Origin of the sequence: Tateyamaria sp. (genome assembly GCF_039940735.1) — a bacterium.
Classification (GTDB): Bacteria; Pseudomonadota; Alphaproteobacteria; order Rhodobacterales; family Rhodobacteraceae; genus Tateyamaria.
The window spans coordinates 1-13,779 of sequence record NZ_JBDVGB010000020.1; the positions used below are offsets into that span (position 1 = coordinate 1).

13 protein-coding genes are annotated in these 13,779 nt (G+C 55.3%); 8 read left to right on the forward strand and 5 right to left on the reverse strand.

All coding sequences use genetic code 11. The annotated features are described in order from the left end of the window. Positions 1 to 217, forward strand: a 217-nt coding sequence (locus ABJF76_RS04085) for a DsbA family oxidoreductase (RefSeq protein ID WP_413822514.1), incomplete at its 5' end; no start/stop codon positions are given. Here the strand turns inward: ABJF76_RS04085 and ABJF76_RS04090 are convergent. Then, positions 147 to 698, reverse strand: coding sequence for a DUF2306 domain-containing protein (locus tag ABJF76_RS04090; protein ID WP_413819499.1), 552 nt, complete (start codon positions 696 to 698; stop codon positions 147 to 149). The genes ABJF76_RS04085 and ABJF76_RS04090 overlap by 71 nt on opposite strands. Positions 699 to 797: 99 nt before the next feature. Here ABJF76_RS04090 and ABJF76_RS04095 point away from each other — a divergent pair, with 99 nt between their 5' ends. Both ABJF76_RS04095 and lipB read left to right on the forward strand, forming a co-directional pair. Further along, positions 798 to 1,562 (forward strand): LytTR family DNA-binding domain-containing protein, encoded by a 765-nt coding sequence (locus ABJF76_RS04095; protein WP_413819500.1) that lies wholly within the window; start codon positions 798 to 800, stop codon positions 1,560 to 1,562. A gap of 7 nt (positions 1,563 to 1,569) precedes the next feature. After that, entirely contained in the window at positions 1,570 to 2,220 is a 651-nt protein-coding gene (gene lipB, locus ABJF76_RS04100) for a lipoyl(octanoyl) transferase LipB (protein ID WP_413819501.1), read from the forward strand. A gap of 5 nt (positions 2,221 to 2,225) precedes the next feature. Here lipB and ABJF76_RS04105 read toward each other — a convergent pair whose 3' ends face one another. Then, positions 2,226 to 4,682, reverse strand: a complete 2,457-nt coding sequence (locus tag ABJF76_RS04105) for a Hint domain-containing protein (RefSeq protein ID WP_413819502.1) — start codon at positions 4,680 to 4,682, stop codon at positions 2,226 to 2,228. A gap of 444 nt (positions 4,683 to 5,126) precedes the next feature. On the opposite strand from ABJF76_RS04105, the gene ctaD reads away from it, so the two are divergent. Next, positions 5,127 to 6,797 (forward strand): cytochrome c oxidase subunit I, encoded by a 1,671-nt coding sequence (gene ctaD / locus ABJF76_RS04110; protein WP_413819503.1) that lies wholly within the window; start codon positions 5,127 to 5,129, stop codon positions 6,795 to 6,797. A 247-nt stretch (positions 6,798 to 7,044) separates the two neighbouring features. Here the strand turns inward: ctaD and ABJF76_RS04115 are convergent, their stop codons facing one another. After that, complete coding sequence (locus ABJF76_RS04115) at positions 7,045 to 7,734, reverse strand: HEPN domain-containing protein (protein WP_413819504.1); 690 nt, start codon at positions 7,732 to 7,734, stop codon at positions 7,045 to 7,047. A 218-nt stretch (positions 7,735 to 7,952) separates the two neighbouring features. Between ABJF76_RS04115 and ABJF76_RS04120 the strand changes: the two genes are divergently transcribed. Next, positions 7,953 to 8,435, forward strand: coding sequence for a DUF2244 domain-containing protein (locus tag ABJF76_RS04120; protein ID WP_413819505.1), 483 nt, complete (start codon positions 7,953 to 7,955; stop codon positions 8,433 to 8,435). A 44-nt stretch (positions 8,436 to 8,479) separates the two neighbouring features. Here ABJF76_RS04120 and ABJF76_RS04125 read toward each other — a convergent pair whose 3' ends face one another. Further along, positions 8,480 to 8,941, reverse strand: a complete 462-nt coding sequence (locus tag ABJF76_RS04125; RefSeq protein ID WP_413819506.1) for a GatB/YqeY domain-containing protein — start codon at positions 8,939 to 8,941, stop codon at positions 8,480 to 8,482. Between the two features lie 216 nt (positions 8,942 to 9,157). Between ABJF76_RS04125 and carA the strand changes: the two genes are divergently transcribed. Both carA and ABJF76_RS04135 read left to right on the forward strand, forming a co-directional pair. Next, positions 9,158 to 10,315 (forward strand): glutamine-hydrolyzing carbamoyl-phosphate synthase small subunit, encoded by a 1,158-nt coding sequence (gene carA, locus ABJF76_RS04130; protein ID WP_413819507.1) that lies wholly within the window; start codon positions 9,158 to 9,160, stop codon positions 10,313 to 10,315. Between the two features lie 135 nt (positions 10,316 to 10,450). Beyond that, positions 10,451 to 12,328 carry a glycosyltransferase family 2 protein gene (locus ABJF76_RS04135; RefSeq protein WP_413819508.1) on the forward strand — a complete coding sequence of 626 codons (1,878 nt, stop codon included), beginning with the start codon at positions 10,451 to 10,453 and terminating at the stop codon, positions 12,326 to 12,328. Here the strand turns inward: ABJF76_RS04135 and ABJF76_RS04140 are convergent. Then, positions 12,325 to 12,978: a GntR family transcriptional regulator gene (locus tag ABJF76_RS04140; RefSeq protein WP_413819509.1), complete on the reverse strand. Its 654-nt coding sequence runs from the start codon at positions 12,976 to 12,978 to the stop codon at positions 12,325 to 12,327. The two genes, ABJF76_RS04135 and ABJF76_RS04140, sit on opposite strands and share 4 nt — an antisense overlap. 106 nt (positions 12,979 to 13,084) lie before the next feature. Between ABJF76_RS04140 and ABJF76_RS04145 the strand changes: the two genes are divergently transcribed. Continuing rightward, positions 13,085 to 13,732, forward strand: coding sequence for a pyrimidine 5'-nucleotidase (locus ABJF76_RS04145; protein WP_413819510.1), 648 nt, complete (start codon positions 13,085 to 13,087; stop codon positions 13,730 to 13,732). The last annotated feature ends 47 nt before the right edge of the window (positions 13,733 to 13,779 follow it).

A 13,779-nucleotide genomic window follows, 5' to 3' on the forward strand; every position in this document is an offset into this window, starting at 1 on the left:
CGTAAGCGTTGGCCTTGACCGGGACGCGGCGACTAAAGTGCTGGAAGACGGTGCCTTGGTGGATACCGTGCGCGAGAAACAACAATTTTGGACCTCACGCGGGGTTTCGGGTGTGCCGTCGATGGTGTTTGACAGCAAATATCTGGTTACGGGCGCGCAAGGGGCAGAGAACTACGCCCAACTGCTGCAACGCGTGGCCCAAGAGCAAGCCGCTTAAGCGCGCGTCGGCGGCGCAACCCCATGACCACGATGGCGCTGAGGCCCAGCGCCATCACCACGTACCCAAGGAGCGGCGCTTCAGCAAAAACCATACGGTTGGTGACACGTCCGGGCAAAAAATTGAACGTGCCTGCAACCAGCAACCCGTTCATATAAAGGCTGCGCATCACGATCTCATGTTCGCGGATGCGCCCGACAAATACATGGTGCATGCCCTTAAACAAAGACCACAGCGCCAGCACTGCCAACAGATGAATCGGGCTAAAGGGGCCGATCACTGGAAAGTCGTGAATCCAAAACGACGACAGCGCGGCGATCCCCATGGCCAGCACCCACACATAGCCTGTGACCTTGTGCAAACGGTCACGGCGTTTGCGATAAAGCGCCAAGGGGCCAAGCAGCAAGGCTGTGCTGGCTGACGCTACGTGGAATTGGATAACCGGGCTGGCCTCTAGCAGTGGTAGGATCGTGACGGACATGGGGGCGGACCTTTCGAGTTGCGCAGTGGATTGGCCCTCAGCTAGACAAGGGTCGCGCAGCCCCGCCATCGCGATTGCGCCAAACAAGAGGTCCGCTTCGTGAGTGACAGCTATCCGCAATCCGCGCTTCGTGAATGGCGTGCCCATATGGGGCATCCGGCGACGCTGGTGGCGATTTTGGGCGTTGGTTTGGTCTTGGGTGTCGCAGGCCCGTTCGGCACCGATGTGCGCCTGACGTTACTGCCGCGCATTGTCTATTGGCTGATCACCGTCTTGCTGACTTACAGCGCCGGGACACTATGTGATGCCATGTTGAAACGTCCCTTGGCCCGATTTGGCTTTTGGGTGCATCTTGCGGTTACTGCGCTTGCGACGGGCGTGGCTATTCTGCTTGTGCTGTTGGTGGTCAACTATATCGTTTATGGCTGGCTTCCCGATCGCAACAGCCTACCTGCGTTTTTGGGAACCAACTTTGCGATTGCGGTCATTGTCTCGGTGGTGCTGGCCACAGTACATCGCCAATCGACCCCAGTTGAAATTGTATCAAACCCGGTCCGCATCCTTGATCGTTTACCCTTGGACAAGCGCGGCCCCCTTGTGGCGCTTTCGGTCGAAGACCACTACGTTCGCGTTCAAACAACGCACGCCGAGGACCTGATCCTGATGCGCCTATCAGATGCCATTGCCGAGGTGGGGGACACAAAAGGTACACAAGTCCATCGTTCACACTGGGCCGCGTTTGATCACGTGACAACCGCCCGCCGCGAAGGTGATCGCGCAATCCTGACTATGCGCACGGGCACCGATATTCCCGTCAGCCGCGCCAATGTCGCCAAAATAAAAGAGGCCGGGCTGCTGCCCTGAACTGCATATGGTTGAATGGATCACAACACCGGGCCTGACGGATTACCGCGACGCGGAAAGCTGGATGGAGGCACGCGCCACCGCCATCGCTGCAGGCGAGGCCGAAGAGTGCATTTGGCTGCTTGAGCACCCTGCCCTGTATACGGCCGGCACGTCGGCCAAAGCTGTGGATCTAACGGACCCAGACCGCTTTCCTGTGCACCAAACCCGGCGCGGCGGGCAGTATACCTATCACGGACCGGGCCAACGCGTCGCCTATACTTTGCTCGATGTTGGCAAACGTGGGCACGACGTGCGTGCATTTGTGCAGGACCTTGAAACTTGGGTGATCGCGACGCTGGACACCTTTAACATCACCGGACACATCCGCGATGGGCGAGTGGGTGTTTGGGTCGAACGGCCCGACAAGCCCCCCTTGCCCGGCGGGCAGATGGCCGAAGACAAAATCGCCGCCATTGGTATTCGCTTGCGCAAATGGGTCAGTTTTCACGGGCTATCGATCAATGTCGAACCTGACCTTGGCCATTTTGACGGCATCGTGCCCTGCGGCATCACAGATCACGGAGTGACCAGCCTTGTCGATCTGGGCTTGCCTGTGACGATGGATGATGTGGATGTCGCCCTGCGCCAGAGTTTTGGCGCAGTGTTTGGTGATTGATCGCCCTAAAGCATCCCTGACAAGGCCCGCGCTTCATAGCCTTTAATCACAGGGCGCGCGCAGCGGCTGGCACATTGCAATAGCTCTGGAAACAGTCGGGAAATTTCAGAGGCCACGGCACCTTCTTCGGCATCGCCAAATTCAACATCATCGACAGCCTCGCGGGTCAAGTGGAAGCTTTCGGTGGCCGCCCCTTCGGCAAAAATGATTTCGTGGCGATCCAGCAAGATGTGGAAATAGGTCACACGCGCCATCGGAACCCGCACGATCATGTCGCCACGCACCAAATTGACGGCGCTGACAAGAACCTCGTCCAGACCAAACAACATCTCGGCCCGCCAGTCAGAAATCAACATGCGATGCGCCGGGGACACCAGCAAGTCGCGCTCGTTGTCCAACGCGCCCGCACAAATTCGGATCGGCGCAAGATCACCATTTCCATCCACAGTGCGGCGCATAAGGGCACGCACAGGACGCAGGCCGCCGTCAACTGTGCGCAGGCGCATTCCACGTTGCAACTGCTCGACAGGCACTGGACCATCTTCGGTTTCAATCAAAACACCTGCCGTAAAACAGGCTACGTTGGTATTTTCTTCGGTCAGATCAGCCGAAGTGACACCATTTAGGGTCAACGAACCACCGTTCAGAGAAGTGTTGTCGGAAAAGTCGCCCGTTGACTGGTTCAGGACACCGTCATCGTCCAAGTCCGCCCGCAACTCATCGAGATCGGAGTAAAACGGGTTCAGGTCGATGAAATCGTTGTTGGTTTGGTCACCATCTGCGACTGTGCCAGAGTTCCCAAAATTGAAGTCAGTAATGACGTCATCGCTGCCGTCGGCTGTGTAAAGGAATGTGTCATTCCCGTCACCGCCTGTCAGAGTGTCGTCACCGCCCCCCCCGTCCAACGTGTCGTTGTCTTGACCGCCGTCAAGTGAATCGTCACCCACACCACCGTCCAGCGTGTCATCACCGGTACCGCCTGTCAGCGTATCATCGCTGGCCTCAATGCGCACGACTTCGAAATTGTCGATCGCAAAGCTCTCATTGTCGAGGGTGCTGTTCAGATCAGCCCCAAAGCCGATCGTAAATGAGGCTGGCGGGTTGTCGATTGTGATCTGAACGGCAAGGATCGTGTCCAAGGTGCCTGTGGAAAAGCCCAACTCACCCGTTGCGGTGTTGGTAAAGTCGAGCATGTATGTGGCGCCATCGACATCGGTAAATGTCTGGCTAACCGGATCGGAAGTGTCACCTTCGAGAAAGGGAACCAACACTTCCGTGCCGTTAATGGTGATGATGAAATCTTCGCCGTTCCAGCTGTCCAGCAGCAGGGCGTCAAAGTTGACCTCGAACTGATCCGCATCAGGATCAAGCGCAAAGGTCTGTTCCGTGGCAACCCTGCCATCTGCCCCTGCAAACCGGCCCAGAACACCACCCAAATTCGGGTCCGTTTCCGTGGTCGAATTGGAAAACCCGCCACCATCGTTTTCGAAGTCTTCCGAAAATAACACAGTTCTTTCAGGCTCAACATCGCCAACAATGCTATCATCACCCGCGCCGCCATCAAGCACGTCAGAACCGGCACCACCGTCAAGTGTGTCGTCCCCGGCACCGCCCATTAGGCTGTCTTCGCCGGTGCCGCCATCAAGGCTGTCGTTATCATCGCCGCCGATCAGCGTGTCATCGCCACCGTTGCCCGTTATCGTGTCGTCGCCAGCGCCGCCATCAATTCTGTCGTCCCCAAAAACACCCGCAGGTGTGCCAAGCGAAGAAAACTCTGGCCCCGGCGGCAGGCCGATCAAGTCGCTGGTCAGCAGGTTTTCTGCCACGTTGCCAGTATCCGGGCCGCTGATTGTGGCCGACAGTGTGTCCCCGCCTTGGTTTTCCCAATATCGGATCTGGATTGTATAGGTCTCGTTCGGATCCAGTTCGACATCGCCAAAGCGCGTGGTCGATGCCTGATGAAAGTCGTTGTTCAAATAATCGAGCGTGCCGCCAGTCTGATTGTCGAACTGCACCGGGTTGCCGCTGCTGTCAAAAATCTGGAGGGTCGATCCGTCATCCGACCTTGTCGTCAGCCGATACGTCCCGCCTGCAGTGGTATTCAGCGTGCTGGTATAGATGGCGCCAAAGTTTTCGGGGTTTGACGTTGCTGAGTCGCCTCTGACGGAATTGGTTAGTCCGCCCTCGTTGAAATCTGTGACATAGCCAGATCCGGTCAACGTTGACCCTGTGCTTGTGTCCTCGATGTCAAACGCTTGCCCGTTTGCGCTGGTAAAGTCGCGATTAAAGGTCTCAAAATGCCACGCACCTTCGACCGGGCCGTCCCCGCTTAGCACATCGTTGCCGGCACCGCCCGTAAGCGTGTCTGATCCAAACCCGCCAGTTAAGGTATCCGCACCCCCGCTGCCAGAGAACGTCTGATCATCTTGTGTGCCCGGGTTGGTGTTATCGTTCGTCGCCATCGTCAGTTACCTTCTGTTCACCACGCGTGAACCATTTAGTTTTGTAACTGATGCCGTAAAAATGCGGTGGAATTTGGTAACCAATGTGGCCCTCTACGCGCGCAAAAGAGGCCTTTCCGGGACAAAGTCACCGCATTTGGAAACAATCGGGTGTTAATCCTGGAAAATTGAAGCATTGAGAAACAATCGAGCTGCTTTGCACGCCTGAAAAGTTAACCGGGCATTAACAGTTGAATGCATCGTTAACCAAAATCTGCCGCTAGCCTATGATCCGCATAAGTACCGGCCAATCTGGTCAAAACGAGGAATGTACGCCCCGCGACAATTTCAACCCACCTGCGTCAGGATCGCCCATTGATGCGGAGCGATCTAGTCTCTAGAACCACAAGGAATCTACGCGCACGGAATCCGGCGCGTCCCTTAATATAAGCCAGGAGGCACCGCATGGCAGACGCAGCCATTCACGGGCACGAGCATGAAGACGAACGTGGGTTCTTTACCCGCTGGTTCATGTCCACAAACCACAAAGACATTGGTATTCTTTACCTGATCGTCTCGGCACTTGTCGGGTTCGTATCGGTAGCGTTTACCATCTACATGCGCCTCGAATTGATGAATCCGGGTGTTCAATACATGTGTATGGAAGGGGCGCGCCTGATTGCGACCAGCGAATTCTGTACACCCAACGGACACCTGTGGAACGTTTTGATCACTGGCCACGGCATCTTGATGATGTTCTTTGTCGTGATCCCGGCGTTGTTCGGCGGTTTTGGCAACTATTTCATGCCTTTGCAGATCGGTGCGCCGGATATGGCGTTCCCACGGATGAACAACCTGTCGTTCTGGTTGTACGTTGCGGGCACCACTTTGGCGGTCTGTTCGGTGCTAACACCGGGCGGTAACGGCCAGCTTGGGTCGGGCGTGGGTTGGGTTCTTTACCCACCGCTTTCCACATCCGAGGGCGGCATGTCGATGGACCTTGCCATCTTTGCGGTACACGTTTCAGGGGCGTCTTCGATCCTTGGCGCGATCAACATGATCACGACATTCTTGAACATGCGTGCCCCCGGCATGTCGATGTTCAAAGTGCCGCTGTTTTCATGGTCGATCTTTGTCACAAGCTGGCTGATCTTGCTGTCTTTGCCTGTATTGGCGGGCGCGATTACCATGTTGTTGATGGACCGTAACTTTGGTTTCGCTTTCTTTGATCCTGCCGGTGGCGGCGATCCGGTGCTGTACCAACACATTCTGTGGTTCTTTGGTCACCCCGAAGTGTACATCATCATCCTGCCCGGTTTTGGCATCATCTCGCACATCATTGCCACGTTCTCGCGCAAGCCTGTGTTTGGCTATCTGCCGATGGTCTGGGCGTTGATCGCGATTGGCGTGTTGGGCTTTGTCGTGTGGGCGCACCACATGTACACGGTTGGCATGTCGCTGAACCAGCAAGCCTATTTCATGCTGGCGACGATGGTCATTGCGGTACCCACAGGGGTCAAGATCTTTAGCTGGATCGCGACCATGTGGGGCGGCTCGGTCGAGTTGAAAACACCAATGCTGTGGGCCTTTGGCTTCCTGTTCTTGTTCACCCTTGGTGGTGTCACTGGGATCGTGCTGTCGCAGGCTGCGGTCGATCGCTATTATCACGACACCTATTATGTTGTGGCGCACTTCCACTATGTGATGAGCCTTGGCGCCGTGTTCTGTATCTTTGCCGGGATCTACTTTTACTTCCCGAAAATGACAGGCCGCATGTACCCTGAATGGGCAGGCAAACTGCACTTCTGGGCGATGTTTATCGGTGCAAACCTGACCTTCTTCCCACAGCACTTCTTGGGTCGTCAGGGCATGCCACGCCGCTACATCGACTACCCCGAGGCGTTCGCCTACTGGAATGTATGGTCAAGCTGGGGCGCGTTCCTAAGCTTTGCATCCTTCCTGTTCTTCTTTGGCGTGATCATCTGGTCATTGCTCAAAGGCGCGAAGGTCACGCAGAACAACCCATGGAACGAATATGCTGACACACTGGAATGGACACTGCCGTGCCCACCACCAGAGCACACGTTCGAAATCCTGCCCAAGCAGTCGGAGTGGGACAAACAACCGGGCCATTGACTGGCCTTAAGTTGAGATAAAAAAAGGGGCTCCAACTATGGTTGGGGCCCTTTTGCTTAGGAGAAGCTTATAGTTTTCAAACTGTCGACGGCAATTGGTTGCTCAATGTATGCTCCGAGGCCAATTTGACAGATTCTGGGTGGAACGCGGCGTGGCCGGTTTGCCGCAAGACGTAGGAATTGACGGGCCCACAATTTCGGAAATTCTTTGGCACAAAACTTCTAAACCAAGTGCCAGCTAATCGCTATTAATCCTCCTCACCCGACTCAATCAGTTCTGGATCGACGTGCTCGGCTAACATCTGACAAAGGACGACATCGACCGCCAGGAGCAGGCCGTCAGAGTTATCAATGTCTTTTAGAATTTTTGTGTTGAGAAGGAAGTCTTGTCTTGGGTTGTGAACTAACTCATGGCGAAGAGAAAAAATTCTCTTTAGGCTGTTTAGGTATTCCGGCTCAAAGCAGACTGTGGTCTCTGGGCGATCCTTTATTCGTATTTTTTGACCGATAGCTTCGCCCCAAACACTCTTTCCAAGAAATTTTGAAAAAGTCTTTTCAATCTTGTCGGTATTTTGAAATGAGGCATCGCTCGAAACCAATTCAAGTGGATGAATCTGCCGCTTATAGATGTCAATCAAGTCTTCGATATCATACTTAATGTTGTGAATCTGCTTTAGTTTTGGGACAAAAAAATCTGGGGAACATTGCCTAAAAATGGCGTCAAGCATGTCCCTAAAATAGACCTCGACATGCGTCACGAACGTAATGACGACACTTCGCTCCAGAAGTTTCGAATGTGTGCCAGCTGTCGCGTTTTCGAGCAAATCTCGTCCTGCTTCTTTGCATTGGTCCGCCGCATCTCTAAGATTTCGATAGGGGTGCGAGTGCCGAAGCGCTCGTATCTTGCGATTTGAAATAACTTCATCAAAATTCGGCACGAAATGCTCCTGCTAGACGTGATTTTGATGTAATCTCTTATTGGCCCTGCAGGCAAACAGCAAGAATTCGGACCACCCGCCGACATCTCGACTTAGAAAGATGGTGTAGTGTCAGCCGCGTGAAAGCACCCACTGCTTGATCAATTGTGTCGCATCACAATCGAACCAAAACCCTGCTATCAACGACACATCACAATCAAACTTTCGGCCACCCCCAATTGCCCTACCATTGGACCAGTGAACCAAACGCACCAACTGAAGTCATGCACCTTAAACCGCATGAAAGCCTGCCTGCACGCGGCATGGCCGCCTTTGTCCTTGCGACATTCACGTTGATCCTGATCCCAGCTTTTGCACTTCTCGGTACGCCGCTTCTTTGGATCTTGCTGCCTTTCCTGCTTTTGTCTGTTTGGGGCATCTATTTTGCCCTGCAACGCAATCACAAACAGCTACAAATCACCGAGGTCCTCACCCTCACTCAGGACACAGCCCAACTCATTCGCACCAACCCGAACTTCGATACCCAAACATGGGATTGCAATCGGTATTGGGCGCAAGTGACCAAATACGACAGCGAAGGGCCTGTGCCCCATTACATTACATTGAAAGGCAAAGGCCGCGAAGTCGAGATCGGCGCCTTCCTTAGTGAGGAAGAGCGGATTGCGCTTTACGACGATCTGGTTCGTGCGTTCAAAAGCTAAAGGCAGCCAAGCCACGTAAGGCGCAGGTTCCTGCGCCATAACGGTCACTTACACAACCGATCCTTCACCATCGGGCCCACCGCGCCAAAATCCATCTGGCCCATGTATTTGGTTTTCAGAACACCCATCACTTTACCCATGTCACGGATACTGCCGGCCCCGACTTCTGCAATGGCGGCATCCACAGCCTTGGCGCTGGCGGCCTCATCCAATTGCTGGGGTAGGAATTCTTCAATCACTTTGATCTCGCCCAACTCACGTTCCGCCAGATCAAGGCGATTGCCCTCTTCGTAGGTGCGTGCGCTTTCAACGCGCTGCTTGGACATTTTCCCAAGAATCGCAAGCACTTCGCTGTCCGGCACACCATCATCTTGTCCGGCGGCGCGGGCATCGATGTCCTTGTCTTTGATCGCAGCGTTGATAAGGCGCAGCGTCGACAAACGTTCTGCATCCTTGTCTTTCATCGCCTGCTTCAAAGCGGCCGAGATCTTGTTGCGCAAATCCATATGTGATGTCCATCCCCATGGTCACGTGTTAAGGAACCATACATATGCCAAGGTCCATCAGGTGGCAAGCCACCAAGATCAGCGTAACCCATTGAAATCACTGCAAACTACAAATTCGCAATCCCGCTTGACCCCACGATGCGCTGGCATTAGTTTCCGCGCAATTTGCCGCCACGCGCCTGTTTTTGCCCCATCCTGCTCGCAAAGGTTTATGCCATGACCCTGTCCGCTCCGACCACTCCGACCGCCTGCCTTGCCCTTGCCGATGGCACCCTTTTTTATGGTACGGGGTTCGGGGCCACGGGCCAAACAGAGGCCGAACTGTGTTTCAACACAGCCATGACCGGCTATCAGGAAATCATGACCGATCCGTCTTATGCCGGACAGATCGTTACCTTCACCTTCCCCCATATCGGCAATACTGGTGTGAACCCAGAAGACGATGAAACCGGCGATCCAGTCGCCAGCGGCATGGTCGTCAAATGGATGCCCACAGTGTCGTCAAACTGGCGCGCCGTCGAAGAATTGTCGAACTGGCTGGCCTCGCGCGGTCGGATCGCGATCGGAGGCGTCGACACGCGCCGCTTGACCCGCGCCATCCGGCAAGCCGGTGCCCCGCACGTGGCGCTCGCCCATGATCCCGATGGGAACTTTGACACCGACGCTTTGGTCGCTGCCGCGCGCGGCTTTGCCGGACTTGAGGGCATGGATCTGGCGAAGGACGTCACATGCGCGCAATCTTATCGCTGGAACGAAATGCGTTGGGCCTGGCCCGACGGCTACACGCCTCAGACCGCGCCGAAACACAAAGTCGTCGCCATCGATTATGGCGCCAAACGCAACATCCTGCGCTGCCTTGCTTCTGCGGGTTGCGACGTCACTGTGCTGCCAGCCACCGCAACAGCCGAAGAGGTCATGGCCCACAACCCTGACGGCATCTTTTTGTCCAACGGTCCGGGTGATCCAGCCGCCACTGGGGAATACGCCGTGCCGATGATCCGCGAAGTTCTGGCACAGGATCTGCCTGTTTTTGGCATTTGCCTTGGTCACCAGATGCTGGCCCTTGCCCTTGGGGCCAAGACAATAAAGATGAACCACGGTCACCACGGCGCGAACCATCCGGTCAAAGACCATGACACGGGCAAGGTTGAAATTACCTCGATGAACCACGGGTTTGCCGTTGACGCCCAAAGCCTGCCTGATGGCGTCGTTCAAACGCATACATCCTTGTTTGATGGCTCAAACTGCGGAATCCGCGTCAGCGGTAAGCCGGTCTATTCGGTGCAATACCACCCCGAAGCCAGTCCCGGCCCGCAAGACAGCTATTACCTGTTTGAACGGTTTGCAGCTGCGATGCAGGAACGCGCGGCCTAAATTTACCTGTTAGGCCCGCTTGCCGAAGTGCATTCGTCATATGGGTTAGGTTGGTTAACAGTTTCTACAACTTAAGCCTTCGTTAACAATATGTGCACAAAGTGGTATCCGATCTAACGGTTCGGACCCTTCCCCATGAGCGACCCCTTACTGCGCCTTTCTGCACCACGTCCTGTTTTGCGTTGGAATCAACCTGCGCTTCCAGTCGGGGCGCAGTTGGTGAATGCAGGGTTTATCAATCAAGTGACTCTGTTGCGCGCGCTTGCCACGCAACGTCAGATCGACGCACCGTTGGGGGAAATCCTTGTGGCCGAAGGCCATGTGCAGCGCAGTGACGTTCACAAAGTATTGGCCATTCAGCACAATACAGACTTTATCAATCTGGTCCGAAACCCGCCTGCCCCGTCCATGGCGCACGTGTTTTCAGCCACCATCTGCCAACGGTTCGGGGTCGTCCCATGGCGATGGATCGGCACGACCTTGCTGGTGGCCACATCGCGTCCTGATCGTATCAGCGCATTGGTTGATGCCTTACCCGCAGATACTGCAGAATTGTTGCCGGTGATCGCAAATCAAGAAGAGATAAACAGACAAATTGGGGTGTTGCATGGGGCCGAGCTTGCCCAAAACGCAGTAACAAAGGCGCCCGAACGCATGAGCTGCCGCAGATGGTCTACACGTACCACATGGGGCACATTTCACCGGATCAGCGTTGCCGTCGCGTGCTTGGCTTTGGCAGTGGCCTTTCCCGCGTGGTTTGCAACGATCCTCATTGGCTGGGCCGTGTTGACGTTGGCGTTGACCACAACCCTCAAGGCACTTGCGATTGGCGCGCTGGTCACACACCGCGTTCCGGCAAGCACGGAACCAATTGCCCCTATCCCAATTGCCCGCCAACCGCGCGTGTCGGTCATGGTCCCCCTTTTTAAAGAAGAACGCATCGCCGAAGCGTTGATCCGTCGCTTGGAAAAGTTGACCTATCCCAAGGCGTTGCTCGAAGTCATTTTGGTTCTCGAAGCCAAAGATTCGATCACCCGCGCCACCTTGGAACGCACAGACTTACCCAATTGGATGCGTGTGATCGAAGTCCCCGACGACGGCACGATCACCACCAAACCACGCGCGCTCAACTATGCGCTCGATTTTTGTGATGGCGATATTATCGGCGTCTGGGATGCCGAAGACGCGCCAGAACCCGATCAACTTGAAAAGGTTGTTGCCCATTTTGCAAACGCAGCCCCGAAGGTGGCATGTGTCCAAGGTATCCTCGACTACTACAACCCGCGGCAAAACTGGATCGCGCGCTGTTTTACAATTGAATACGCAAGTTGGTGGCGGTTGGTGTTGCCCGGCGTTGCGCGCCTTGGGCTTGTTATTCCACTTGGTGGAACCACATTGTTTTTCCGCCGTCACATCTTGGAAGAACTCGGCGGCTGGGATGCTCACAACGTCACTGAAGACGCCGACCTTGGCATCCGTTTGGCGCGAAGTGGCTACACGACCGACTTGATCTCCACCGTCACCTACGAAGAGGCGAATTGCCGGGCATGGCCTTGGGTCAAACAGCGGTCACGCTGGTTGAAAGGGTACTTGGTCACTTACTTTGTGCACATGCGAGACCCCATCGCGCTGCTGCGCGATCTTGGGTTCGTGCGGTTTGTCGGGTTACAGGTGATGTTTTTGGCAACCGTTTCACAATTTGCCACGCTGCCCTTGCTTTGGAGTTTTTGGTTGCCTGCCCTTGGCCTGCCGCATCCGGTCATCACGACGCTGGGCGCCGGTGTCTTGTGGCCGTTGGCATTTTTCTTTATTGCCGCTGAATTATTGAACATCGTCATTGGGTTATTGGCCGTGTCAGACCAAAACCGCAGGCATTTATTGCCATGGGTGGTTACGCTGATATTTTATTTCCCACTGGGCGCGCTTGCGGCCTACAAAGCGCTTTATGAATTGGTCACGAACCCATTCTACTGGGACAAAACCCAACACGGCCACGGCGAATCCAAGGCTTAGTTTTCGTCCATACGCGCCGTCGCATCCTGTTTGAGCCGGGTCATAAACGCGACCGAGATGTGTTCGCGCAGTGCCTTGGCCGCGCGCGCCTCGTCCTTTGCCTCGATCGCCGTGACAATGGCATCATGTTCGGATTGCGCGATCTGCCCGCGTCCCACCGCAGCAAGTGAGGTTGTCGCCATCAAAGCCATTGTGCGATGCACCAGATCCAGTTGTTGCACCAAATATCGGTTGTGCGACGCCAGATGGATCTGCTTGTGAAACCGCCGATTGGCCCGCGACAAAGCCACCGGGTCAGCGATCAAGGCATTGTCTTCTTCGACCATCTCTCTCAGGATACGGACCTCTTCGGGGGTGGCGTGCCGGGCGGCCAGCGATGCCGCCAATCCTTCAAGTTCGCTGCGCACAACATACAGTTCAGACATCTGATTGTGATCTAGCGAGGCCACAATCAAGCTGCGCCCGTCGCGCGCCAACAGCGATTGCGTTTCCAACCGTTGCAGCGCCTCGCGCACCGGTGTGCGCGACACGCCAAACCGCTCTGCCAGCTCGCTTTCCACAAGGCGGTCGCCGGGGCGATAGGTACCAATATCGATCGCCTCAAGAATAAGCGAATAGGCATCGGTGCTTGACGGGCGTTGAGAGGACATAAGCGTTTCACAAGTCATTGTTTTGTCTCACACTAGGGTGCAGCATAGGACGCGCGCAACCCCATTGCTGTTGCACCCATCACCGCAGAACCCTAGACCGTTCTTTATGGTGCAATCAGATTTTGAACATGTGCGGTATTGGGTCTTTGACTTGGATAACACGCTGTATCACCCCTCTGCCCGCTTGTTTGATCAGATCGAAACCCGCATGTCGCGTTACGTGATGGACGCCGTTGGGGTAGATCAGGCCGAGGCGGATCGCCTGCGCCACCATTATTTCCATACCTATGGCACGACGCTGGCAGGTTTGATGCGCGTTCATAACATTGATCCCGACCCCTATCTTGTGGACGTGCATGACATTTCTTTTGACGCGCTGACCCCCGACCCTGAATTGGCCGCGCGCATCCGGTCCCTGCCGGGGCGGCGCATTGTATACACCAACGGGTCCGCCCCCTATGCCGAACAAGTGCTTGCCGCGCGCGGGCTATCGGGCGTGTTCGAAGCGGTCTATGGCGTCGAACATGCAAACTATTTGCCCAAACCCGAAAAAAGCGCGTTTGACCAGGTGTTTGCCCGTGACAAGTTGGACCCAACGACAGGCGCGATGTTTGAGGACGATCCCCGCAATCTTGCAGCGCCACACGCGATGGGCATGAAGACAGTGCACGTCGCCCCCACCCCTGCATCCCATGACCACATCCATCACCACACCGACGATCTTTCCGGATTTTTGGCCCTTATTTTGGGGTAGGACAGGATGCCACCTTGGCCTTTGCGCCCAACGTCATAAATTAAGGA